This window comes from Sphingomonas sp. KR3-1, assembly GCF_040049295.1.
Lineage (GTDB): Bacteria > Pseudomonadota > Alphaproteobacteria > Sphingomonadales > Sphingomonadaceae > Sphingomonas.
In genome coordinates, this window is sequence record NZ_JBDZDQ010000004.1 from 144,156 (window position 1) to 168,365 (window position 24,210).

The following is a 24,210-nucleotide window of genomic DNA, read 5'->3' on the forward strand; positions in this document are numbered from 1 at the left end:
CCGTGCAGGCGATGCGGAGAAACCGAGGATATTGACGTGCCCGGCGCGACCCGCTTGGGCATGGCATCATGCCGCGCCCCACCCGCCTGCTTGCCCCCGCTCTGCTCGCTTCAGTCCTGCTGCTCGCCGGCTGCTCCGACGACCGGCATGAGGAGCGCCTGCGCCAGGCCGGCCCGCGGCCGTCGCTCGATGCCCTGCTGAAGGTCGCCGACGCCGATATCGGCGCGCGCAAGTTCGATCGGTGTGCCGCCTGCCACAAGATCAACCCGGACGCGCCCGACTTCGGCGGGCCCAATCTCTACAATGTCTATGGCCAGCCGATGGGGCAGAACAGCCCGCGCTTCGGATACACCGCGGCGCTGCGCGACGCCGGCGGCACATGGGATGCGGCGACGCTCGACGCGTGGATCGCCAATCCCCGGGCGGTGGTGCCGGGCACCAGCATGCAGTTCGCCGGCATCGCCGATCCGCTCGATCGCGCCGACATCATCGCCTATCTGAAGACCCGCATTGCCGGGCACCCCGGCCCCCAGATGGCAGCTGGCGCCGCTTCCGGCCGCCCTGCATCCTCGCGCGGCAACGACTCGGGGACGCGCGATGCCGATACTTCCGCAGGAGCTCTACGGCGTCGGCCGTGACGGCAATGTCGGCATCCGCTCGCAGATGTTCGAGGCCTGGGCCAGTCTCGGCAATCTCGGCGGCTGGACGCTCCGCTCGCTGACCACGACGCCCACCGGCGAGATTTACGGCGTCGGCACGCAGGGCAATGTCGGCGCGTGGCGCGGCTATTGGCAGACCGCGGATGTGCCGACCGGCTGGACGCTCCAGTCAATGGCCTGCGGGCCGGACGGCACGCTCTACGGCGTCGGCACCCAGGGCAATGTCGGCATCTGGCGCAACGGCCGCTGGGAGGACCAGGGCAATCTCGGCAACTGGACGCTCAAGATGCTCGCCTTCGATTCGCGCGGGCGGAAATATGGCGTCGGCACCGAGGGCAATGTCGGGCGCTGGGTCGACACGCAATGGGTCGATTCGGGCTATGACGGCTGGACGGTCGACATGATCACCTTCGACGCCACCGATCGCGCCTGGTGCGTCGGCACCCAGGGCAACATCGCCGGCTGGCAGGAAGGCCTTGGCTGGTACGAGCTCAAGCACCTCACCGGCGAATGGAGCATGGCCTGGATCCAGTTCGGGGCGATCACGCAATAACAGGCTGCGTATTAGCTTGCTACTACACGCGAGTTGTGCAGACTGGCCGGCAACGACAAGCGGCACCCGGGGGAACACCTGCCCATGCTCGAACCTGACGGCACGCCCGCGCTCGAACTGCGCGGGCTCGGCAAGACCTATGGCCGCGGCAGCGGCGCCAAGCGCGCGGTCAGCGATGTCTCGCTCAGCGTCCGCAAGGGCGAGGTCTATGGCTTTCTCGGCCCCAATGGCGCGGGCAAGAGCACGACGATCCGCATGGCGCTCAGCCTGATCCGCCCGAGCGACGGCGAGGTCCTGCTGTTCGGCGAGCCGGTCTCCGCCAGGGCGCTGCGCCGCGTCGGCGCGCTGGTCGATGGCGGAACCTTCTATCCCTTCCTCTCGGGCCGCGACAATCTGCGCGTGCTCGCAAAGACCCAGGGCAGCGATGGTTCGCGCATCGAAGCGGTGCTCGAGCGCGTCGACCTGGCGCGCGACGCGAAGCGCAAGGTGAAGGGCTATTCCACCGGCATGAAGCAGCGGCTCGGCGTTGCCGCGGCGCTGCTCGACGATCCCGATCTGGTGATCCTCGACGAGCCGGCCAACGGCCTCGACGCCGCCGGCATCCAGGACATGCGCACGCTGCTGCGCGGCCTGGCGGCGGACGGCAAGGCGGTGTTCCTCTCCAGCCATCTGCTCCACGAAGTCGAGCAGATCTGCGACCGCGTGGCGGTGGTCCACAAGGGCCGGCTGCTGCGCGAAGCCACGGTCCGCGAGATGCTCGATCAGGGCGAGGCGCTGCGTGTCGAAGCCGAGCCGCTCGACAAGGCCGCCGCCGCGCTCGACGGCCGCTGGCCGTTCGAGCGGGCCGAGGGCGGCCTCAAGGTCCTGGCGGGCCGCGCCGATACGCCGGCGATCGTCCGCCAGCTGGTCGAGGCCGGCGCCGATGTCTTCCATGTGGGGCCGGAAGAGCAGAGCCTCGAGGAAATCTTCCTGACGATGACGAGGGACTCCGATGCTTGACGCCGTCCTTGCCGAGGCGCTGAAGCTGCGCCGCCACCGGGCGACCTGGATGATGGTCTGGATCTATCCGATCGTCATCACCGCGATCATCGCCTGCGTGCTGGTCTATGGCGCGTTCAAGGCGCATGCGCCGGGCGCGGCCGAGCCTGCCGCCGAGTGGATCAGGGAAGGCACCATCCTGTGGAACGTGCCGACCTCGGCGCCGGGGCGTTTCCTCACCGCCGGCTTCACCGCGGTGGTGTTCGCCGGCGAATATGGCTGGAATACCTGGAAGCTGATCATCCCGGCGCGGGCGCGCTGGCAGCTGATCGCGGCCAAATGGGTCGTCGCGCTCGGCTTTCTCATCCTGGCCTATGTCGCCGCCGACCTGATCTCGCTGCTCGGCAGCTGGCTGGGCTCGTTCCAGGGCGACAGCATCCCCGCCGGGGTCACGCTCGCCGGCGTCCTCGAGGCGCATTGGCATGCGGGCGTGCAGGCGCTGGTTCCGGTGGTCTACACGATCGCCTTTGCCGGGCTGTTCGCGATCCTCACCCAGTCGATCCTCGCCACCGTGATCCTGTCGATCGCGCTGGTCGTGATCGAGGGGCTGTGGCCGCTGATCGGCCTGTTCCTCCACCAATATGTTCCAGCGCTGATCGAGGGGCTGGTGAAGGTGCTGCCCTTCTATCACCTGGCCAACCTGCATGCCTGGTCGAAGGGCGCCGGCCTGGCGCTGCCGCTCGGCCCCGGCGCGATCATCTCCTTCTCCTGGGGCATGTCCTTCGCGGTGGTGAGCGCCTGGATCCTCGCGGCGCTGGCCGGCACGCAGCTCCGCTTCCTGCGCCAGGACCTCAACTGAGGGCCGGCGCGGGCGTCGGCGGCAGGTAGCGCATCGCGACGTCGCACCGCGCGTAGCGCGCACCGTAGCGGGCCATGATCCCGGCATCGTGCCGGAAGCCGAGCTTCTCGTAGAGGTGGATGGCCGTCGCGCAGCGGGCATTGGTGAGCAGATAGAACGGATCGGCGTCCATCGCCCGCGCCCGCTCGATCAGCGCCGCCAGCAGGAACTCGCCCGCCTTCAGCCCGCGGGCATGTTCGCGCACGCCCATCTTGGTCAGTTCCAGCCCGCCATCGCCAGCGCGCTGCAGCGCGCCCGCGCCGACGATGCCGAGCCCGCGCGCTTCCACGAACAATATCGCACCACCTGTCTCGACGATCCGTTCGCGCGGATTGTCCAGAACGTCGCGGTCGGTTGCCTCGAGGCTGAACATCGTGCCGATCCACTCGGCGTTGATGTCGCGGAAATGATGCGCCAGCGCGTCGGTGTATTCGTGGATGATCAAGGTGTCCGTTCGTGCGCGCGCCGCCAGCACGTCGATCGGCGTCGCCGTCAGCGCCGCCTCCAGCCGCGCGATCTGCGCCATGAAGCCGTCCGCCTCCGCACCCAGCAACAGGCGGGCCGCATCCTCGACTTGTGGCCACACATGCACCTTCGCGCGCACCAGCACCGCTTCTCCGGCCGGAGTCAGCGAAATCGTCCGCTGGCGCTGGTCCTCGCCCTGTTCCGAACGGGCCAGGCCGAGCCCGACGAGCTGGCCGATCGCCCGCGTCACCCCGGGCTGGCTGATCCCGACCGCCTGCACCAGTTGGCCGATCGTCCGCGCCTCGCCGTCGAGCGCGGCGAGGAACGCCATGTGCGCGGGCTGGACCGGCAGGCCGGCATCGGCGGTGACGCGCGCCGCCCCCGCCTGCATCCGCTCGCCGAGCCGCTTCAGCCGACTGCCGAGAAAGCCGATGCCCTGCTCGCGAATAACGTCCATCTCGAACCCCATATACTGTTATATACCACGTTATATAAATTGAAGTGGCGGTCAAGGCCTGCCCCCTTGCGAACCGCCATCCCGGCGCGTCTAGTGCCCGTGGACCTAGATGGAGTTGCCCCACGTGACCGCCAGATACGACGCCCTGATCCTCGGCGGCGGGCATAACGGCCTGGTCTGCGCCTTCTACCTCGCCCGCGCCGGGCTCAGGGTCCGCGTGCTCGAGCGCCGCCACGTGGTTGGCGGCGCGGCGGTGACCGAGGAGTTCCACCCCGGCTTCCGCAACTCCACCGCCAGCTACACGGTCAGCCTGCTGCGCCCCAAGGTGATCGCCGACATGAAGCTCCCTGCGCGCGGCTGGCGCGTGGTCGAGCGGCAGATATCCAATTTCCTGCCGCATGACGGCGGCTATCTGAAGCTTGGCGGCGGCCACGACCGCACCCGTGCCGAGTTCGCCCGCTTCTCGGCGCACGATGCCGATGCCTTTCCGCGCTACGAGGAAGCGCTGGAGCGCGTGGCGCAGGTGCTGCGCGACCTGGCGCTCAAGACCCCGCCCAATGCCGGCGGCGGCATCCGCGCGCTGCTTGCCGCCGCCGCGCAGGGCCGCAAGCTCGCCGGCATGGGGATCGAGGCGCAGCGCGACACGCTGGACCTGTTCGTCAAGTCGGCGCGCGACTTCCTCGATGGCTGGTTCGAGAATGATTATATCAAGGCCGCGTTCGGCTTCGACGCGGTGGTCGGCAACTATGCCAGCCCCGACACGCCGGGCAGCGCCTATGTGCTGCTCCACCACGTCTTCGGCGAAGTGAACGGCAAGAAGGGTGCCTGGGGCCATTCGATCGGCGGCATGGGGGCGATCACGCAGCTGATGGCCGAAGCCTGTATCGAGGCCGGCGTCGAGATCAGCCTGGAGGCGCCCGTCGCTCGGGTGCTGGTCGACGGGGGCAAGGTCGCCGGCGTCCGTCTCGAAAGCGGCGAGGAGATCGCGGCCGGCATCGTCGCCGCCAATGTCGGCCCCGCCCTGCTCTATCGCCAGCTCGTCGAGCGCAGCGACATGCCCGCCGACTTCGCCCGACGCATCGACCACTACAAGGCCGGCTCGGGGACCTTCCGGATGAACGTCGCGCTCTCCGAATTGCCCGACTTCACCGTGCTGCCCGGCACCGGCGAGCATCACACCGCCGGCATCATGCTCTGCCCGACGCTCGATTACATGGACCGCGCCTATACCAGCGCTCGCGCCAACGGCATGTCCGACGAACCGATCGTGGAGATGACCATTCCCTCGACGGTGGACGACAGCCTCGCGCCGCCGGGCCGGCACGTCGCCGCGCTCTTCTGCCAGCAATTCGCCCCCGGCCTCGACTGGGACGCGCACCGCGAGGCCGCTGCCGACCGGATCATCGATACGGTCACCAGGCACGCGCCCAACTTCAAGGCATCGGTGATCGCCCGCCAGATCCACTCGCCGCTCGATCTCGAGCGCAAGTTCGGTCTGGTCGGCGGCGACATTATGCACGGCCAAATGTCGCTCGACCAGCTCTGGGCGGCGCGCCCGGTGCTCGGGCACGGCGACTATCGCGGGCCGATCCACGGGCTCTACATGTGCGGCGCGGGCACCCATCCCGGCGGCGGCGTCACCGGCGCGCCCGGCCACAACGCCGCGCACGAGATCCTATACGACCGGAGCCTGTTCGGCCGCCTTCTCGGCTGATCCGCGCATCAGATAGAGCGGGATCGCCGTCGCCATAAGCAACAGGCTGAGCCCGATCGCTTCATAGCCCGCGCCCCAGATCGCCCAGAGCGCGAAGACCAGTCCCAGCGCCGCGGCGGGCCGCACCACGCCGAGCGCCAGCGCCGAGAGGCACGCGCCCGCATAGAACCAGAGCGTCGCCGCCGTCGTCACCCGCAGCATGAAGTCGTAGATCGCCGACGTGTCGCGGGTGATGTTGCTCAGGATCAGTACGCTCGCCAGCAGCGTCGAGGCGAGCAACGCGCCCACGGGCACGTCGCGCCCGCTGGTCCGTCCGATCGCCGCCGGGATCACGCCCGCCCGCGCCAGCCCAAGCGGCGTCTCGCCCTGCAGCAGCACCCAGCCGTTGAGGGCGCCAATCGCCGCCACCGCCGCGAACCCGGCAACCGCCAGCCCGGCCCAGCGCCCCCAGAAGGTCTCGACGAACAGCGCGACCGGCGCATTGGCACCGGCGATCTGGTCCTGCGGCATCGCGAAGATGATCCCCGAACAGGCGATCAGGTAGATCAGCCCGGTCACGCCGACGCCGGTCAGCGTCGCGCGGCTCACCGTGCGTCCGGGGTCGCGTACCCGCTCGGCAGCCAGGCCCGCGCATTCGAAGCCGACCATCGCGAAGAACGCCATCGTCACCGCCGGCGCCAGCTGCCCGGCATCGAAGGGCGCATGCGGGTGCGCGTCCAATGCGAGACCGCCGCCCCAGCCGAGTTGCGCGAGAAGCAGGATGATCGCCGCCATCGGCACCAGCTTGATCAGGGTCGTCGCCACCTGGAACTCGCCCGCCGTCCGCGCGCCGCGCAAGTTGAGCAGGGTGATCAGCCATAGCAGCGCCACCGCCCCCGGCACCAGGCTGAGCGAGGACGCTGCCAGCGGCGGCCAGAACACCGCGAGATAACGCACCGCGGTCAGCGCGATAAAGGCGTTGGCGGACCAGATGCCGACCCACATCGTCCAGCCGATCAGCACGCCCGGCAGCGGCCCCAGCGCCTTCGCGCAGATCGCCAGCGTGCCGGTCGCCTCGGGCATTGCCCGCGACAATCCGGCGATCACCCAGGCGATCAGCATCGCGCCGGCGATGGCGGCGATCCAGGCGGCGACGCTGGTGAGGCCGAAGGGCGCGAGCTGGGCGGGCAAGGCGAAGAAGCCCGATCCGATCATGTTGCCGATGACGAGCGCGGTCGCCGTCCACAAGCCGAATGGCCGTTTCGCTTCGCTCATGCCCGCTCCCCGGTTCGATCAGATCCCGCCTTCGACGGCCTCCAGCCCACGCGCCCGCAACCCCGCGGCCAGCGCCTCGGCACAGGCATCGAGCACGGACTGATCGGTCGCCCGCACCACGAAGTTCGCACCGGTCTTCCCGTCGCGGAAAAACGGATAGCTGCCGATCGCCACGCCCTCGAAGGCGCGCTCGGTCTCGCCCAGGAAATCGGCGATCTCGCTCTCCGCCGCCCAGCTGCCAATCGTGCGCGACAGCACCGGGTGGCCGCCCTCGAGCGTGCCGGTCAGCGCATCGAGCATACCCGCGGTGATGTGCGGCACGCCCGCCAGGATGAAGACATTGCCCGCCCGGATGCCCGGCGCGCCGGACATGCGGTTGGGGATCAGGTCGGCGCCCTCGGGCACCCGCGCCATCCGCAGCCGCGCATCGGTGAGCCCGCCGCGTGTCTCGTAATAGCGCTCCAGCACCGCGCGCGCCTCGGGGTGGATCACCACGCCCACGCCCAGCGCCACCGCAATCGCATCGACGGTGATGTCGTCATGCGTCGGGCCGATGCCGCCGGTGGTGAAGCAATAGTCGTAGCCGGCGCGCAGCGCGTTCACCGCCTCGACGATCCGGCCCTCGACATCGGGCACCACGCGCACTTCGGAAAGCCTGATGCCCTGCACGTTCAGCCAGGTCGCGAGTTGCGCGATATTCTTGTCCTGCGTGCGGCCCGAGAGGATCTCGTCGCCGATCACCACCAGTCCCGCCGTCCAGATGCGCTCGCCCATGGCAGGGACATACCCGCAAGCCGCGCCCGCGACTAGGGTCCGTACCCGGCGTTTCTGCCTCTCGAAAAACGCCGGCAATCGGCCTATATCGCCCCGATGACCGAATATGTGACCGTAACCGCCGACAGCCCCAAGGCGCGCGATGGCGCGATCAAGCTCCATGGCCCCGAGGGCTTCGAGGGCATGCGCCGCGCCGGACGCCTCGGCGCCGAGATCCTCGACGCGCTCGTGCCCCATGTCGTGCCGGGCGTCACCACCGCCGAGCTCGACGACATCGTCCGCGAGATGAGCGTCGCCGGCGGCGGCGTGCCCGCCACGCTCGGCTATCGCGGCTACACGCACAGCTGCTGCATCTCGATCAACCATGTCGTCTGCCACGGCATCCCGAGCGAGAAGACGCTCAAGGACGGCGACATCGTCAATATCGACGTGACGCCGATGCTCGATGGCTGGCACGGCGATACCAGCCGCATGTTCCTGGTCGGCGACGTGCCGATCAAGGCGCGCCGGCTGGTCGACGTCACCTATGAGTGCCTGATGCTCGGGCTCGAGCAGGCCAAGCCGGGCAACCATATGGGCGACGTCGCCAATGCGATCCAGCGCCATGCCGAGAAGCATCGCTACGGCGTCGTCCGCGATTTCTGCGGCCACGGCCTCGGCCAGATTTTCCACGACGCACCCGAAGTCGTCCATGTCGGCCGCCCCGGCACCGGCCCGGAGCTGCGCCCCGGCATGTTCTTCACCGTCGAGCCGATGATCAACATCGGCCGCGCCGATGTGAAGCTGCTCGAGGATGGCTGGACGGCGGTGACCCGCGATCGCTCGCTCTCGGCGCAGTTTGAGCACTCGATCGGCATCACCGAGACCGGGCACGAGATCTTCACCAAGAGCCCCAAGGGCTTCGACCACCCGCCCTATTGAGGCGCGCTGCGCCCCACAATCTCCCGCCGCCTCCGCCCCTGCCTGCCCGGTCGTCCGCCGGCGCGGGGACCGGCGGACGCGGGGCGGCGGTTGGAGGGAGTGGGCCGGGCCGCCGCCCGGGGGGATGCTAGCCGTCCCCGCCTGCGAATATTCAGTCGATCGCAGGTCGATTCGTGACAGCGACTTCAGAATCCGTATTCTGTATTTTAAGTCAATGCGCGACCAAGATAAACGTCGCCGTTTTGGATAGATATTACGAAATACTGATCTTACGTAAAACTGAAGATAAACTGTAACACATCTCCGCAGCAGACACGTGACATGCCGCTTTCAGCGCACCAGATCCGTGCCAGGCCTCCGCAACATCACGAGAACAATATTCCACAAGACTCGTGACAACTACGCCCTCGCAGGTGCAGCATATCCGCGCCCACTAACGTAGCGTAAACCAAATAGAATTTGACGTTTGTTGCAACTCTCGGCACCACCGGCCGGCAAGTTCTTTGCAATAGGGGGAAAATATGAACATCGTTATTGGGGCGATCCTGCTTGTGTCCGGCGCGCAGGATGCGCCGCAGACCGCGCCGCAGCCCACGCCCGTCGTCGCCACCGCTGCACCCGCTGCGCCGATCGTCGCGCGCCCGACCGCGGTCAACATCACCGGCTCCACGGCAACGCTGCCCGCCAACACCGAAGTCGTGGTGAGCATGAATGCCGAGCTCAACTCGAAGAAGTTCAAGAAGGAAGGCCACAAGTTCGATCTGAGCGTCGCCAGCGACGTGCGGATGGGCGACTATGTGATCATCCCCAAGGGCACGCCCGCCTATGGCATCGTCACCTATCGCACCGGCAAGGGCGCGTTCGGCAAGTCGGCCAAGATGGAGTTCGACATCACCCATATCGACCTGAACGGCAATCGCATCCCGCTCAAGGGCCATTTCCGCCAGGAGGGCCAGGGCAACACCGGTGCCGCCGTCGGCGCAGTGGTCGCGGTCGGCGTGTTCGGCGCCTTCGTCACCGGCAAGAGCGCGATCGTCGAGCAGGGCCGCGAGTTCCGCGTCTACACGACCGAGCCGCTCAACGCGCAGGTCGGCGGCTCGGCGACCTCGTCGCGCTGAGCACCTTTTCGGTTTGAGCTTCGAAGCGCCCCTGGAAGCCCGGCTTCCGGGGGCGTTTCCCTTAGTGCGGCAATTGCGACCAGCCCTCGAGCTGCGCCTCTGCCTCGGCGGCATCCAGGTCGCCCGCCTCGCTATGGATCCAGCAGCATTTGCGCGCCTCGGGATCGAGCGCGAGCAGCCCGTGCGCCATGATGACGAGCGGCCCCGTGGCGACGATCACGTCGCTGTCAGGCAGGTCGCTTCCCCGCCGATGAAGCTCGGCGGGCAGGTCCATCGGCAAAGGCTGCATGGCCACACCCCGGTACGCTCGAAACGCGTAAAACCCGCATTCCCGCGCTTCGGTTCCAAACAGACCATACGGTCGCATCATCGCGGACGCGCAACGGTCACTGCCCCCAAATCCGGCACCGTGCGGCGCGCTGCCTAAAGGATAGGCACTTGTGAAAGCCGCGCGCGGCGTGCAACCGAGAGCAGGCGCCGACTCTCGCACTGGCACGAACCTTGCCAGACGCGCGGATAGGCAAGCCTCATGTGCCTCGGGGGAAACCGTGAAAAAGATCGAAGCGATCATCAAGCCGTTCAAGCTCGACGAAGTGAAGGAAGCGCTCCACGAAGTGGGCGTCTCCGGCATCACCGTCACCGAAGCCAAGGGCTTCGGCCGCCAGAAGGGCCATACCGAACTCTATCGCGGCGCCGAATATGTCGTGGACTTCCTTCCCAAGGTGAAGCTCGAGGTTGTGGTCGAGGATTCGCTTGCCGATCGCGTGGTCGAGGCGGTGGCCGCGGCGGCGCAGACCGGCCGGATCGGCGACGGCAAGATCTTCGTGATCCCGGTCGAGACCGCGCTGCGCATCCGCACCGGCGAGCGCAACGAAAACGCGATTTGACGCAGCGCAACATAATGGCGATGTAGCCCCGTTACGGGGCAAGATTCTTTCCCGATTCGTCGGGTCAACGAAAGAGAGCGAAAGGGCTTAACAATGGCGAATTCGGCCAGCGACGTTCTGAAGATGGTCAAGGAGAACGAGATCGAGTGGATCGATCTGCGGTTCACCGATCCCAAGGGCAAGTGGCAGCACCTCACCATGGTCGCCAAGGTGATCGGCGAGGACGAGCTGACCGACGGCCTGATGTTCGACGGTTCGTCGATCGAGGGCTGGAAGGCGATCAACGAGTCCGACATGATCCTCAAGCCGGATCTGGACGCGGTGTGGATCGATCCGTTCTCGGCCACCCCGATGCTGATCCTGGTCTGCGACATCGTCGAGCCGTCGACCGGCGAGCTCTATGCCCGCGACCCGCGCTCGACCGCGAAGCGCTCGGAGGCCTATCTCCAGTCGCTCGGCATCGGCGACACCGTCTATGTCGGCCCCGAGGCCGAGTTCTTCATGTTCGACGACGTCCGCTTCGAGAACAGCTACTCGACCAGCTACTACGCGATCGACGACATCGAGCTGCCGGGCAATTCGGGCAAGGAATATGAGGCCGGCAATCTCGGCCACCGTCCGCGCGCCAAGGGCGGCTATTTCCCCGTCGCCCCGGTCGACTCGGCCGTCGACATCCGCGGCGAGATGGTCGCGACGATGCTCGAAATGGGCCTGCCCTGCGACAAGCATCACCACGAAGTCGCCGCCGCGCAGCACGAGCTCGGCCTGACCTATGGCACGCTCGTCCAGACCGCCGATCGCATGCAGATCTACAAGTATGTCGTGCACCAGGTGGCGCATGCGTACGGCAAGACCGCGACCTTCATGCCGAAGCCGATCAAGGAAGATAACGGCTCGGGCATGCACACCCACATCTCGATCTGGGAAAAGGGCGCCAACACCTTCGCCGGCAATGGCTATGCCGGCCTGTCGGACGCGTGCCTTTATTTCATCGGCGGCGTGATCAAGCATGCCAAGGCGCTCAACGCCTTCACCAACCCGACCACCAACAGCTACAAGCGCCTGGTGCCGGGCTATGAGGCGCCGGTGCTCCTCGCCTATTCGTCGCGCAACCGCTCGGCCTCGTGCCGCATCCCCTATGGTGCAGGCACCAAGGCGAAGCGCGTCGAGTTCCGCTTCCCGGACGCGCTGGCCAATCCGTATCTCTGCTACGCAGCGCTGCTGATGGCCGGCCTCGACGGCATCCAGAACAAGATCCACCCGGGCGATCCGATGGACAAGAACCTGTACGACCTGCCGCCGGCAGAGCTCGAGCAGGTCCCGACCGTGTGCGGTTCGCTGCGTGAGGCGCTCGACAGCCTGGAAGCCGATATGGACTTCCTGCTCAAGGGCGACGTGTTCACCAAGGATCAGATCGCGGCCTATGTCGAGATCAAGCGCGGCGACGTCGCCCGCTGGGAAATGACGCCCTCGCCGGTCGAGTACGACATGTACTACAGCGCGTAAGCGCTTCGCCCTCGGGCAAGGAAAAGGGGCGTCCGGCGTTTGTCCGGGCGCCCTTTTTGCATGCACGCAACCGCGCCAGCCCGGCCCTGCGTGAACTATTTGTAACGGAGCCAATCGCCCGCGCGCCGGTTTAGCCGTGCGTGGAAGAAACGCGCATCCCAGGGACGGCATTGGTGACCGGCGGCGAGTCCGGGATCGGCCGGGCGAGCGCGATCGCGCTGGCCCAGGCTGGCTGGGACGTCGCCATCCTCTATTACCGCGACGCCGCCGCTGCGGCGGAAACTGCCAAGGCCGTCACCGATGCCGGCCGCCGCGCGGCCCAGGTCCAGGCCGATGTCGGCGACGAAGCCGCGGTCGAGGCCGCGTTCGATGCGGCCGTCGCCGCACTCGGGCCGATCGCGTGCCTGGTCAATTCGGCCGGGCTCAACATGCGCGGCACGCCGGTCGCCGATATGGCGCTCGCCCAGTGGCAGCAGATGCTGCGCACCGATCTCGACGGCGTCTTCCTCACCTCGCGCCGCTTCGTCCGCGATGCGCATGCACGCAAGCAGGGCGGCAGCATCGTCAACATCTCGTCGATCCACGCCGTCGATGTGCGCGCCGGCGGCGCCGATTATTGCGCCGCCAAGGCCGCCGTGAAGTCGCTCACCGAAACGATGGCGCTCGAGGAAGCCCCGCACGGAGTCACCGTCAATTGCGTCGCGCCGGGCATGATTCTCACCCCGATGAACGCCCGCGCGGTCGCCGACGCCGACTATCGCCGCGCGCTCGAGGCCAATATCCCCGCCGGCCGCGCCGGCACGCCCGAGGAGGTCGCCGCGCTCGTCGTCTTCCTCGCCTCGCCGGCCGCGCGCTACATCAACGGCGCCACGCTCACCATCGACGGCGCGCTGTCGCTCTTGCTCGCGCAGGACGCCTGATGGGGCTCGATTTCGCCGTCGAAAAGATCGAATCGGTCACGCTCGAGCGCCCCGAAGCGCTCGCCGGCCACGCCTTGATGAGTCCGTATGTGTGGGGCCTGGAGGGCGGCGGCTTCGGCATGTTGCTGCGCGTGGTGCCGCCCGCCGATGCGGCGCAGTTCCACACCGGCAGCATCTGGTATGCGCAGAGCCCCGACGGCCTCCACTTCACGCTCGACGCCGCGCCCGTGCTCGCGCCCGAGGCCGGGCAGATGGATGTCGGCGGATGCGAGGACCCGACGCTGGTGTTCGATGGCGACCGGGTGCTGGTCTATTATACCGGCGTCGATGCCGATCATTCGACCGGGCGGCTGATGCTCGCCTCGGGACCCGACGTCCATCACCTGGCCAAGCAGGGCGTCGCGCTCGCCTCGTCCAAGACCGCAGGCAACACCAAGGAAGCGACGATCGACCGCACTACGGACGGCGGCTGGCGGCTGTTCTACGAATATGCCCATGCCGACGCGTCGCGCATCGGCGTCGCGATCGGCGACGGCGCGTGCGGGCCGTGGCACGAGCAGCCGCATCCCTTCACCGTGCGCGAGAAGGCCTGGGACAGCTGGCACCTCTCGACCGGCCCGTTGCTCACCGCCGACAAGGAACGGCCGGTGATGTTCTACAACGGCGCGACCCGCGATGCGCGCTGGCGGATCGGCTGGATCGTGTTCGATGCCGAATATAGCCGCGTGGTCGATCGCTGCATCGAGCCGCTGATCGCCCCGCCGCCCCAGCCCGAGCGCGCGATGGCGGACATCGCCTTCGCCGCATCGGTGATCGCGCATGGCGACACCGCGATCCTCTATTATTCGGTCGCCGATGCGCGGCTGGCCCGCGCGCACATCCGCCCCTTCCGCTTCTGATTGCGCCTCGCTTCTCCGGTGTGATAGCCCGCTGCATCACCCGGAGGTCTTCCCACATGCGACTCACTCGTTTCGCCGCCGCCGCGCTGCTGCTCGGCACGTCCGCCCTCGCCGCGCCCGCCTTCGCCCAGACCGCCACGCCCAAGCCCAGATACGGCACCTGGGGCGTCGACTATGCGACGATGGACAAGAGCGTGAAGCCCGGCGACGACTTCTTCCGCTATGCCGAGGGCAGCTGGCTGCGCGACGCCCAGATCGCGCCGGACAAGTCGCGCGCGGGCTATAATTACGACCTGCCCGACGAGACCGAGATCGAAGTCCGCAAGCTGGTCGAGGATGCCGGCGCCGCACCGGCCGATCCGGTGATGCGCCAGGTCGCCAACTTCTACGCCGCCTGGATGGACGAGGCCGGGATCGAGGCGCGCGGGCTCGCCCCACTCAAGCCCTATCTCGCCCGCATCTCGGCGGTGAACAACCGCAAGGCGCTCAACCTGCTGATGGCCGAGCCCGGCTATGCCTCGCCCGTCGGCATCGGCATCTCGGCCGACGAGAAGAACCCGACCCAGTACACCGTGATGGCCGGCCAGTCGCGCCTCGGCCTGCCGACCCGCGACTATTATCTGCTCGACGGCGAGAAATACGTCGCGATCCGCAAGGCGTACCGCGCCTATGTCGTGAAGATCCAGCAGCTCGCCGGCATCCCCGATGCGGAAGCGAAGGCAGACGCGATCCTCGCGCTCGAGACCCGCATCGCGCAGGACCAGTGGACGCCGGAGGCGCGCCGCGATCCGCAAAAGACCTACAACCCGATGACCCGCGCGCAGCTCGACACGCTCGCCCCGGAATTCGATTGGGACGCCACGCTCGCGCATATGGGCCTGGCGAAGATGCCGACCGTCGTCGTCCGCGAGACGACCGCCGTCACCGCCGCCGGCAAGCGCATGGCCGATGTGCCGCTCGCCACCTGGAAGGACTGGGTCGCCTATCGCTTCGTCAGCGACCACGCCCAGTATCTGCCCAAGGCGTTCGACGACGCCCGCTTCGATTTCTACAGCCGCACGCTGCAGGACGTGAAGGCGCAGGCCCCGCGCTGGAAGCGCGGCGTCCGCATGCTCGACGGCAGCCTGGGCGAGGCGATCGGCAAGATCTACGCCGAACGCCACTGGACCGCGGAAGCCGACACCCAGGCCAAGGAGCTGATCGAGGATCTCCGCGCCGCCTATGCGGACAAGATCAACGCCGCCAAGTGGATGGACGCGCCGACCCGCAAGGAAGCGCTCGCCAAGCTCGCCGCCTTCGATCCCCGCATCGGCCATCCGGTCAAGTATATCGACTACTCCGCGATGAAGGTCAGCCGCACCGATCCGCTCGCCAACAGCATCGCCTCGGGCGATTTCGAGTGGAAATTGCAGCTGTCTCGCCTCGGCAAGCCGGTCGATCGCAGCCTGTGGGACATGACTCCGCAGACGGTGAACGCCTATTACGACCCGGTCCTCAACCAGGTCACCTTCCCCGCCGCGCAGCTCCAGCCGCCCTTCTTCGATCCTGCCGCCGATCCGGCGGTCAACTATGGCGAGACCGGCGCCACGATCGGCCACGAGATGGGCCATGGCTTCGACGACGAGGGCCGCCAGTACGACGCGAGCGGCAAGCTGCGCGACTGGTGGACCAAGGAATCGGCGGACCGCTACACCGCGCACGCCCAGGCGCTGGTCAAGCAGTTCGACGCCTACGAGCCGATCCCCGGCGTCCACATCAAGGGCCAGCTCACCCTCGGCGAGAATCTCGGCGACCTGGGCGGGCTCGAGGCGGCCTATGCGGCCTATCGCCGCTATGTCTCGCGCCACGGCGAGCCCGCGGTGATCGACGGCTATACCGGCGACCAGCGCTTCTTCATCGCCTATGCGCAGAGCTGGCAGGGCAAGGCCCGCGAGGGCGCGCTGCGCTCGCAGCTGCTCTCCAACCCGCACAGCCCCGAGGAATACCGGGTCAACGGCATCGTGCGGAACATGGACGAATGGTATGCGGCGTTCGGCGTCCAGCCGGGCGACAAGCTGTACCTCGCGCCCGCGGACCGCGTGCACGTCTGGTAACCGACCCACGGCGAGGATGAGGGGGCGTCCGGGCATCGGCTCGGACGCCCCTTTTCCGTTCCGGAACGGCTGCAATACTCATTGCTACACGAGGCCTTGGCGGCTCACATTCCCGCCCCGGGGGGCCCCTTCCGGAGAAGCAGCATGCCGAGCACCGTGAACCCGCAGATCACCGACGCCGTCACCCAGGCCAACGTCAAGGTGATCGGCGAAGCCCCGGCCTTCGCGATGGGCAGCATCTACCAGTCGATGGCGCACTCGAGCGGCATCCTGTTCGAGAACGCCGTGAACGCCCAGCAGCAGCAGAACACGCTGTCCCAGGCCGCCGCGAACCAGGGCGTGATGCAGATCTACTCGGTCGATACGATGGCAGGCGCCGGCGCCACCGAGAAAATCGCACAGGGCGGCGTGGCGGACAATCTCACCAGCCTGCTTACCGTGCTCCGCGCCTTCAACAACGGCCAGTAAAAACACGCCCGGCCCCTAGGGACCGGGCGCATTCCCCCTTTTAACTCTCAGCGCTTGCCGATCTTCAGGCTCGCCGCGATGCCATAGATGCGCGGCTCGCCGGCGATGAAGGTCGGCATGCCCAGCGCGTCGCCGGTGTTGCCGGCGTCCTTGATGTATTTCTGGTCGAAGATGTTGGTGACGAAGCCTTCGATCCGCCAGCGGCCATCCGCCGTCTCCAGCCCCAGCCGCGCATCGGCCAGCGCATAGCTGCCCTGCAGCTCGTCCTGCACCAGGTCGGGCACCAGGTTGTTCACCTGCAGCGCCGGCAGGTCGTTGTCGTCGTCGAAGAACACCTTGGACTGCCAGGTCAGGCTCGGCGTGAAGTCGATGTTCACCCCGCCCACCGGCGCCTTGAACTGCACCGCCACCGCCGCGCTGTGATCGGGCGACAGGCGGAAGTGATTGCCCTCGCGCGCGCCGCTGGCGAAGCGGCTGTGGTTATAGGCGTAGCTGCCGAACACGTTGACCCAGGCCGCCGGCTTCCAGGTCAGCTGCCCCTCGAAGCCATAGCTCTCGGCCTTGCCGGCATTGACCGTGACGAAGGTCGTGCCCTGCTGCTCGGTCGTCTGGAAGTTCGAGTAGCGATAATAGAACACCGCGCCGTCGATGAAGAGCGTGCGGTTGGCGAGCGCGGTTTTCAGGCCGGTCTCGTAGCTGTCCACCGTCTCCGACGGCAGGACGCTGAACCGCGCCGCGCCGCCCGGCGCCGCCGGCCCGCTGACGCTCAGGATCTCGGGACGCCGGCCGCGCGCATAGTTCACATAGACATTGGCCTGGGGCGAGATCGCGTACTTGATGTTGGCGCGCCAGGTGAAGCCGCTGTCGTCGTGATCGGCGCTGTAGAGCTGGCCGTTGGTGCCGGTCGGCTGCACGCCCAGCCCGAACAGCGGCACCGGGTAGAGCGCCGAGGTCGGGATGTTCGCAGCACCCGGCACCGCGAGCGCGCCGAGCAGCGCGGTGCGCGTCGCCGCCGGCTGGCCGAGCGCGCCGATGAAGCCGCCCAGGATCGAGCGGCCATTGCTCACCGCCGAGGAGAAGCCGGTGGTCTTCGCGTCATGGCTCCAGCGGATGCCGCCGCCGATGTCGAGCCCGTCGGTGATCGTGAAGGTCGCGTCGCCGAACAGGTCCCAGCTCTCGGTGCGGCCGGAGTTGGTGCTGGTCTCCTGATGGCCCGATTTCAGGTTGGCGGCGATCGCCTGCGCCTGCGCGGTCGGCAGCGCCACGCCATAGGCTGCAGCAACGCCCTGGAGCAGCTGGCCGGTGAACGCGGTGTTCGAGAACAGCGCGATCGGCGCCGGATCGGTCGCCGCGCGGCCCGGGATCGCCCCGCCGCCGTTCAGCGTGTTGGTCAGGCGCGCCAGGGCGACCCGCTCGTCGAACTGGCTCGGGGTACGCTGGAAGCCGTTCTCGCGGAAATAGGTGCCGCCGAAGAACGCCGTGAAGCGATCGTCCTTCCAGGTCAGCCGCGCGGTGCTCATCGTCTGGTCGCCCTGCGCATCCTCGGCGGCGGTCAGCGCCGGCAGCGAGATGCCGTCGGCGTCGAACACCTCGATGCCGGCGAACTTGCGGTACGATCCGATCGCGTTGAGCGAGAGCTTGTCCGAAAAGGCATAGTTGGCGATGCCGGTGACGCCCCACACGTCGCGGTCGAGCCCGAGCGGGCGGCCGCGCTCGAAGGTCGAAGGGCTCGCCAGCGCCGCCGCGCTGTTGCGCCCGCGGTCGCCGATCACCGCGCCGGTGGTCGGATCGGTCGGGTTGTAGGCGATCGACTTGAACGACGTGCCGCTGGTCTCGTCATGCTGGTAGTTGCCGATCAGGTCGAAGGTCAGCGCGCCCGGCGCCCAGCGCAGCGAGCCGCGCACCGCTTCGGACTTGATGCTGTTGAAGTCCTCGCCGCCGAGCAGGTTCTCGATCGTCCCGTCGCGCTGCTTGAAGCGGCTGGCGACGCGGAGGCCGACATCGCCGCCGAGCGGCAGGTTCACCGTCTCGTCGACTCGGTAATTGCCGAAATTGCCGTACTGGCCATAGACATAGCCATAGGCATTGTGCGGATCGGCCTTGGCCTGGACGATATTGACCGCACCGATCAGGCCCGAGCGGCCATAGAGCGTCGATTGCGGTCCCTTGGCGATCTCGACGCGGTCGAGGTCGAACAGCTCGACATAGGAGCCGCGCGACTTGGAGATCGACACGCCGTCCTGGAAGACCGAGACGCGCGGCTCGTTATAGGCCGCGCCCGAATCCGAGGTGATGCCGCGCATCACGAAGCCGGGATTGTTGGGGCTCTGGTTCTGCACGTCGAAGCCGGGGACGAACTGGCCGAGCTTGTCGAACTCGGTGATGCCCAGGTCGTCGAGGAACTTGCCCTGCAGCGCGGTGAGCGCGAACGGCACGTCCATCGGGCGCTGCTCGACCAGCTGCGCGGTGACGACGATCTCGCCGCCATCGGCCGGTGCTGCGTCCGGCTGGGCCGGTGCCGGGGCGGGCGTGGCTTCCTGCGCGGCCGCATCGGTGGCGGCGAGCAGGGCGATCGGGCTCACGAGCGCGAGCAGCGCGAAGCGGATGGACATGGACGGCTCCCTGTTTGGCGGGAGCATTGCCGGCCCCCTTGCCGCACGCCGTTGGGCCCGGATCATGACATCCCTGTTGCAGTGCAGCGTAAACGCAATGACTGCAGATATTGTTGGTTAAGCGGAACGGGCATGCCCGGCGCCGCGTTGCGGCCTATGATCCTGTGGGAGGAGTGCCCATGCGTATCGTGACGCCGCTCGTCGGCATGTTGCTGCTCGCCGCCTGTTCCAGCTCGGGCGATTCCGGCGGCGGCCCCGCCCCCACGCCAACCCCCACCGCGGCCAACACCGCGCCTACCTTCAGCTCGGCCGCCACCGCCAGCGTCGCCGAGAACACCGCCCTCGCCTATCAGGCCACCGCCACCGATGCCGAAGGCAACCCGATCACCTTCTCGATCGCCGGCGGCGCCGATTCCGCGCTGTTCACGATCACCGCGGCGGGCGCGCTCAGCTTCGTCGCCGCGCCGAGCTTCGAGACGCCCAAGGATGCCGATGGCGACAATGTCTACCAGGTCCAGCTGCGCGCCAGCGACGGCACGCTGAGCTCCACCCGCGACGTTGCGATCACGGTCACCGACAGCAAGGAAGGCATCGCGGTCAAGCGCGTCGGCACCGGCTTCAGCCAGCCCGTGTTCGTCGCCCCCGTGCCCGGCGACAATGCCCGCGTCTTCGTCGTCGAGCGCACCGGCGCGGTCTATTATCTGACGCCCTCCACCGGCGCCAAGACGCTCGCCTTCACCGCCGCCGGCCTCACCACCGATGGCGAGCGCGGGCTGCTCGGCCTCGCCGCCCGCCCCGATTTCGCCATCTCGAACATCGTCTTCGTCCATGCGACCGGCACCGGCGGCGCGGTCGAGATCCGCGAGTACAATGTCTCCTCGGGCGCGATGCGGCTGGTGCTCTCGACGCCGCACGCCGCGGCGAACAACCATAATGGCGGCTGGATCGCCTTCGGGCCCGACGGGCTGCTCTACGACGCGATCGGCGATGGCGGCGGCGGGGGTGACCCGAGCAACAATGCGCAGAACGTCAATCTGCGCCTCGGCAAGATCCTGCGCCTCAAGATCGACACCACGCCCGGCTCGGCCACCCCGTTCGCGCCGGCGCCCGGCAATGTCTTCGCGGCAGGCGGCGGCGATCCCTACATCTTCGCCTATGGCCTCCGGAATCCCTTCCGCAATTCGTTCGACGGCAACACGCTCGTCATCGCCGATGTCGGGCAGGACGCGGTCGAGGAGATCGACCTCGCGCCGATCGCCTCCTCGGGCCTGAATTTCGGCTGGAAGTTCCTCGAGGGCACCTCGGTGTTCAGCGGCACCGCCCCGGCCGGCCTCACCGCTCCGGTCTCGCAATATCTCCACGGCTCGGGCGCCAAGCAGGGCAACTCGATCATCGGCGGCTATGTCTATCGCGGCCCCGTCACGTCGCTTCAGGGCAGCTACATCTTCGGCGACTATGTCAGCGGCAATATCTGGACGCTGCCCTATGCGTCGCTCGCCCAGGGCGCGCTCTTCCCCGCCGCCAGCTACGAGCGCCGCAACGCCGATTTCACCCCGGACACCGGCACGATCTCCAGCCTGGTCTCGTTCGGGCAGGACGGCGCCGGCAATGTCTACCTCGTCGATATCGGCGGCAGCATCTTCGAGATCACGCCAGGCTGAGTCGCGCACTTGCGTTGCGAAAGGCAACTGTCCATCTAGACGCCATACCGTAAATTCGAATCGGAGTGGTGAGGGATGCGCAGCTATCTGAAGCAGTTCATCGGGGGCGAGTGGGTCGAAAGCGCAGGCGGCACCCGCCACGAGGTGATCAACCCCGCCACCGAGGAAGCCGTCAGCGAGATCACGCTCGGCTCCGACGCCGATGTCGACAAGGCGGTCGCCGCCGCGCGCAAGGCGTTCGAGAGCTTCTCGCGCACCAGCGTCGAGGAGCGCATCCAGCTGATCGAGGCGATTCTGGTCGAGTACAAGAAGCGCGCCGGCGACATGGCCGAGGCGATCAGCGCCGAGATGGGCGCGCCGATCAGCCTGGCCAAGACCGCGCAGGTCGGCTCGGGGCTCGGCCATTTCATGTCCGCCGCCAAGGCGCTCAAGGACTTCGCGTTCGAGGAGCAGATCGGCAACTCGCTGGTCGTGCACGAGCCGATCGGCGTCGTCGCGATGATCACACCGTGGAACTGGCCGCTCAACCAGATCGTCTCCAAGGTCGCGCCCGCGCTCGCCGCCGGCTGCACGATGATCCTCAAGCCCAGCGAGGAAGCCCCCGGCTGCGCGATGATCTTCGCCGAGGTGCTCGCCGCCGCCGGCGTACCTGCAGGCGTGTTCAACCTCGTCAATGGCGACGGCCCCGGCGTCGGCACCGCGCTCAGCCGCCACAAGGGCGTCGACATGGTCAGCTTCACCGGCTCGACCCGCGCCGGCGTGCTCGTCGCCAAGAACGCCGCGGAGACGGTCAAGCGCGTCCATCAGGAGCTGGGCGGCAAGTCGCCCTCGCTGATGCTCGAGGGCGCCGACCTTGGCCGCGCCGTCCAGACCACCTTGTTCAGCGTGCTGATGAACTCGGGCCAGAGCTGCATCGCCCCCACCCGCCTGCTCGTGCCCAAGGGCATGCAGGACCAGGTCGCCGCCGCTGCCGCCGAGGTGATGAAGGCCACCCAGACCGGCGATCCCGCCGAGGAGGGCCGCCATATCGGCCCGCTGGTCAACAAGACCCAGTGGGACAAGGTCCAGGGCCTGATCGCCAAGGGGATGAAGGAAGGCGCCAAGCTCGAGGCCGGCGGGCCCGGCCGCCCCGACGGCGTCGAGACCGGCTATTTCGTCCGCCCGACGCTGTTCTCCGGCGTGACCAACAGCATGACGATCGCCCGCGAGGAGATCTTCGGCCCCGTCGTCACGATCATCCCTTATGAGGACGAGGAAGACGCGGTCCGCATCGCCAACGACACCGATTACGGTCTCTCCGCCGTGGTGTTCGGCAGCGGCGAGGCGATCAAGCGCGTGGCCCCGCGGCTGCGCGCCGGCATGGTCTATGTCAACGGCGGCCAGCCCGACCCCAACCTGCCCTTTGGCGGCTACAAGCAGTCCGGCAACGGCCGCGAGCACGGCAAGTTCGGCCTCGCCGAGTTCATGGAAGTCAAGGCAATGGTCGGCGCGCTGGCCTAGCGCCGGCGGCTATCGGTGCTCGCGCGGCTGGTCTGAATTGTCCTTTTTCAGCCATTCGGGCGCCGGCCGTTCCGGCGGTGGAGGTGACGGCGGCGGCGAAGGAAGGGGTGAGTCGCTCATCCCTTTTGAGCCGCCTTTTGCTTCGGGAGCGGCAGGAAGCTCGCGCCTTCCCAGACCCATTGGGGCTCGGGCGGCACTGGCCGGGAGAGGGGATTGGGAGCGGCCGCCTTCTTGTCCTGCCGTCGCACAGCCTGCTTGTTTTCGGCCACTCCAGCCTCCGTCGGTCTTTTCCGTCACAGGCGAGAACGCCTGCGACGCCAATATAGTCGCTTCACAAACGAATGCGACCAGAAACCCGGCCATGGCGAAAAGCAGAACCTGGCTGCGCGCCCGCAGCTTCGCATTGTTGTTTCGGCGATTGTTGGTCGTGGTCTGGGCAAATTCATCGAGGATGAAGGTGCGCAGCTCATTCCGCACCGTCTCATCCCATTCGTCCGCGCTGCCGGCCCCCTTGTGGAATGCGCGGAGCGCCTCGGTATAGTCGAGTATCGCGCGATCGGAGGGCGGATAGCGATATTCTCGCGGCCGGATCACCACCCAGAACCACCACGCTGAGATAGCAAATGAAATAATCGACGCCGCGAGTAGCGTGTAGATTAAAGCACCCCATGGCAGCTCGACCGTTCCTGCCGCCGATCGATAGATCTGGGGCAATAGCGCGATTGCCAGGCCAAGCATGGCACCGAAGAAGGGCAAGGACCGCCACACCGCTTCGTCGGCATCGACTTCGCGCTTGAAGGAATCGCTCAGCAGCGACGCGAGATATTCGTCGGTCTTGGTGCCCATCGCCGCCTCCCCGCTCCGAAGCTAGCGGCGGGCCACCGAAGCGACAAGCTCACACCACCAGCACCGTTGACCCCGTCGTCTTCCCCGCCTCCAGCGCCCGGTGCGCCTCGGCAGCGTCCTCGAGTGCGAAGCGCTGGCCGATCTCCGCCGTCACCGCGCCCTTCTCGAGCATCGCGAACAGCCGCGCGATGCCCGCCGCGCGCTCCTCGGGCGTGACATAATAGTCGAACAGCTTGGGCCGGGTGACGAACAGCGAGCCATGCGCGTTGAGCGTCGCGAGGTTCACGCCCTCCACCGGGCCGCTGGCATTGCCGTAGCTCAGGATCAGCCCGCGCCGCGCGCACGACGCCAGCGAGGCCTCCCACGTCGCCTTGCCCACCCCGTCGAGCACCACCGGCACGCCTGCGCCGCCGGTGATCTCCTTCACCCGCGCCGCGACATCTTCCTCGCGCGACAGCAGCACATGCGCCGCCCCCGCCGCCTCGGCGAGCGCCACCTTGTCGCGGTGCCCGACCGTGCCGATCACCGTCGCACCGATGTCCTTCAGCCAGCGTACCGCGATCTGCCCGACCCCGCCCGCCGCGGCGTGGACGAGCACCGTCCAGCCCGGCTGGACCCGGGCGCAGCGCTCGATCAGGAATTCCGCCGTGCAGCCCTTGAGCAGCACCGCCGCCGCGGTCTCGTCGCTGATGTCGTTGGGCAGCGCGAACAGCGTCTTCGCCGGCACGTTGCGCGCGGTCGCATAGGCGCCGAGCCCCGGCCCGAAGGTCGCCACCCGGTCGCCCACGGCAAAGCCATTGACGCCCTCGCCCACCGCTTCGACCACGCCCGCCGCCTCGCCGCCGAGGCCGCTCGGCAGTGGCACCGGATAGAGGCCCGAGCGGTGATAGGTGTCGATGAAGTTCAGCCCTACCGCGCGGTTGCGCATCCGCACTTCGCCCGGCCCCGGCGGCGGCAGTTCGACATCGGCCCACTGGATCACCTCGGGCCCGCCTGTCGCCTCGATCAATGCCGTCCGTTCCATATG

22 protein-coding genes are annotated in these 24,210 nt (G+C 67.8%); 15 read left to right on the plus strand and 7 right to left on the minus strand.

Translation table 11 applies throughout. The features are described 5' to 3' along the window. Positions 1 to 68 precede the first annotated feature (68 nt). From ABLE38_RS19795 to ABLE38_RS19810, 4 genes are all read left to right on the plus strand, one after another. Positions 69 to 638 (plus strand): c-type cytochrome, encoded by a 570-nt coding sequence (locus ABLE38_RS19795; RefSeq protein ID WP_348975976.1) that lies wholly within the window; start codon positions 69 to 71, stop codon positions 636 to 638. Further along, entirely contained in the window at positions 598 to 1,212 is a 615-nt protein-coding gene (locus ABLE38_RS19800) for a hypothetical protein (protein ID WP_348975977.1), read from the plus strand. Before ABLE38_RS19795 ends, ABLE38_RS19800 begins: the two co-directional genes overlap by 41 nt. Positions 1,213 to 1,296: 84 nt before the next feature. Continuing rightward, positions 1,297 to 2,211, plus strand: coding sequence for an ABC transporter ATP-binding protein (locus ABLE38_RS19805; protein ID WP_348975978.1), 915 nt, complete (start codon positions 1,297 to 1,299; stop codon positions 2,209 to 2,211). Continuing rightward, entirely contained in the window at positions 2,204 to 3,049 is an 846-nt protein-coding gene (locus ABLE38_RS19810) for an ABC transporter permease (protein ID WP_348975979.1), read from the plus strand. Before ABLE38_RS19805 ends, ABLE38_RS19810 begins: the two co-directional genes overlap by 8 nt. Here ABLE38_RS19810 and ABLE38_RS19815 read toward each other — a convergent pair. Further along, a complete protein-coding gene (locus tag ABLE38_RS19815; protein ID WP_348975980.1) occupies positions 3,042 to 4,010 on the minus strand; it encodes a bifunctional helix-turn-helix transcriptional regulator/GNAT family N-acetyltransferase in 969 nt (322 codons plus the stop codon). The two genes, ABLE38_RS19810 and ABLE38_RS19815, sit on opposite strands and share 8 nt — an antisense overlap. A gap of 124 nt (positions 4,011 to 4,134) precedes the next feature. Between ABLE38_RS19815 and ABLE38_RS19820 the strand changes: the two genes are divergently transcribed. Continuing rightward, entirely contained in the window at positions 4,135 to 5,724 is a 1,590-nt protein-coding gene (locus tag ABLE38_RS19820) for an NAD(P)/FAD-dependent oxidoreductase (protein WP_348976242.1), read from the plus strand. On the opposite strand, the gene ABLE38_RS19825 is transcribed toward ABLE38_RS19820, so the two are convergent. Both ABLE38_RS19825 and ABLE38_RS19830 read right to left on the minus strand, forming a co-directional pair. Then, complete coding sequence (locus ABLE38_RS19825) at positions 5,686 to 6,978, minus strand: amino acid permease (RefSeq protein WP_348975981.1); 1,293 nt, start codon at positions 6,976 to 6,978, stop codon at positions 5,686 to 5,688. The genes ABLE38_RS19820 and ABLE38_RS19825 overlap by 39 nt on opposite strands. An 18-nt stretch (positions 6,979 to 6,996) precedes the next feature. Continuing rightward, positions 6,997 to 7,752, minus strand: coding sequence for a molybdopterin-binding protein (locus tag ABLE38_RS19830; RefSeq protein ID WP_348975982.1), 756 nt, complete (start codon positions 7,750 to 7,752; stop codon positions 6,997 to 6,999). 96 nt (positions 7,753 to 7,848) lie between these two features. On the opposite strand from ABLE38_RS19830, the gene map reads away from it, so the two are divergent. Both map and ABLE38_RS19840 read left to right on the plus strand, forming a co-directional pair. Then, entirely contained in the window at positions 7,849 to 8,673 is an 825-nt protein-coding gene (gene map, locus ABLE38_RS19835) for a type I methionyl aminopeptidase (RefSeq protein WP_348975983.1), read from the plus strand. A 521-nt stretch (positions 8,674 to 9,194) separates the two neighbouring features. Continuing rightward, positions 9,195 to 9,791: a hypothetical protein gene (locus ABLE38_RS19840; RefSeq protein WP_348975984.1), complete on the plus strand. Its 597-nt coding sequence runs from the start codon at positions 9,195 to 9,197 to the stop codon at positions 9,789 to 9,791. 61 nt (positions 9,792 to 9,852) lie between these two features. Here ABLE38_RS19840 and ABLE38_RS19845 read toward each other — a convergent pair whose 3' ends face one another. Then, entirely contained in the window at positions 9,853 to 10,080 is a 228-nt protein-coding gene (locus tag ABLE38_RS19845; RefSeq protein WP_348975985.1) for a hypothetical protein, read from the minus strand. 259 nt (positions 10,081 to 10,339) lie between these two features. On the opposite strand from ABLE38_RS19845, the gene ABLE38_RS19850 reads away from it, so the two are divergent. The 6 genes from ABLE38_RS19850 (at position 10,340) to ABLE38_RS19875 (ending at position 16,564) form a co-directional block, all read left to right on the plus strand. After that, a complete protein-coding gene (locus tag ABLE38_RS19850; RefSeq protein ID WP_086131131.1) occupies positions 10,340 to 10,678 on the plus strand; it encodes a P-II family nitrogen regulator in 339 nt (112 codons plus the stop codon). Between the two features lie 93 nt (positions 10,679 to 10,771). Further along, complete coding sequence (gene glnA, locus ABLE38_RS19855; RefSeq protein WP_348975986.1) at positions 10,772 to 12,184, plus strand: type I glutamate--ammonia ligase; 1,413 nt, start codon at positions 10,772 to 10,774, stop codon at positions 12,182 to 12,184. 170 nt (positions 12,185 to 12,354) lie between these two features. Further along, complete coding sequence (locus ABLE38_RS19860; protein ID WP_348976243.1) at positions 12,355 to 13,104, plus strand: SDR family oxidoreductase; 750 nt, start codon at positions 12,355 to 12,357, stop codon at positions 13,102 to 13,104. Continuing rightward, complete coding sequence (locus ABLE38_RS19865) at positions 13,104 to 14,003, plus strand: glycosidase (RefSeq protein WP_348975987.1); 900 nt, start codon at positions 13,104 to 13,106, stop codon at positions 14,001 to 14,003. Before ABLE38_RS19860 ends, ABLE38_RS19865 begins: the two co-directional genes overlap by 1 nt. A 56-nt stretch (positions 14,004 to 14,059) precedes the next feature. Next, positions 14,060 to 16,096: a M13 family metallopeptidase gene (locus ABLE38_RS19870; protein ID WP_348975988.1), complete on the plus strand. Its 2,037-nt coding sequence runs from the start codon at positions 14,060 to 14,062 to the stop codon at positions 16,094 to 16,096. Between the two features lie 144 nt (positions 16,097 to 16,240). Then, the gene (locus tag ABLE38_RS19875) at positions 16,241 to 16,564 is read left to right on the plus strand and encodes a RebB family R body protein (RefSeq protein ID WP_348975989.1); all 324 of its coding nucleotides are present in this window, start codon (positions 16,241 to 16,243) and stop codon (positions 16,562 to 16,564) included. Positions 16,565 to 16,611: 47 nt separating this feature from the next. Here ABLE38_RS19875 and ABLE38_RS19880 read toward each other — a convergent pair whose 3' ends face one another. Next, on the minus strand, positions 16,612 to 19,176 hold the full coding sequence (locus ABLE38_RS19880; protein WP_348975990.1) for a TonB-dependent receptor: 2,565 nt from the start codon (positions 19,174 to 19,176) through the stop codon (positions 16,612 to 16,614). Positions 19,177 to 19,355: 179 nt separating this feature from the next. Between ABLE38_RS19880 and ABLE38_RS19885 the strand changes: the two genes are divergently transcribed. Then, positions 19,356 to 20,837, plus strand: coding sequence for a PQQ-dependent sugar dehydrogenase (locus ABLE38_RS19885; protein WP_348975991.1), 1,482 nt, complete (start codon positions 19,356 to 19,358; stop codon positions 20,835 to 20,837). A 75-nt stretch (positions 20,838 to 20,912) separates the two neighbouring features. Then, the gene (locus ABLE38_RS19890) at positions 20,913 to 22,337 is read left to right on the plus strand and encodes an aldehyde dehydrogenase family protein (RefSeq protein WP_348975992.1); all 1,425 of its coding nucleotides are present in this window, start codon (positions 20,913 to 20,915) and stop codon (positions 22,335 to 22,337) included. A 9-nt stretch (positions 22,338 to 22,346) separates the two neighbouring features. Here the strand turns inward: ABLE38_RS19890 and ABLE38_RS19895 are convergent, their stop codons facing one another. Continuing rightward, positions 22,347 to 23,183, minus strand: a complete 837-nt coding sequence (locus ABLE38_RS19895; protein WP_348975993.1) for a hypothetical protein — start codon at positions 23,181 to 23,183, stop codon at positions 22,347 to 22,349. A gap of 49 nt (positions 23,184 to 23,232) precedes the next feature. Then, the gene (locus ABLE38_RS19900; RefSeq protein WP_348975994.1) at positions 23,233 to 24,207 is read right to left on the minus strand and encodes a quinone oxidoreductase; all 975 of its coding nucleotides are present in this window, start codon (positions 24,205 to 24,207) and stop codon (positions 23,233 to 23,235) included. Between the last annotated feature and the right edge of the window lie 3 nt (positions 24,208 to 24,210).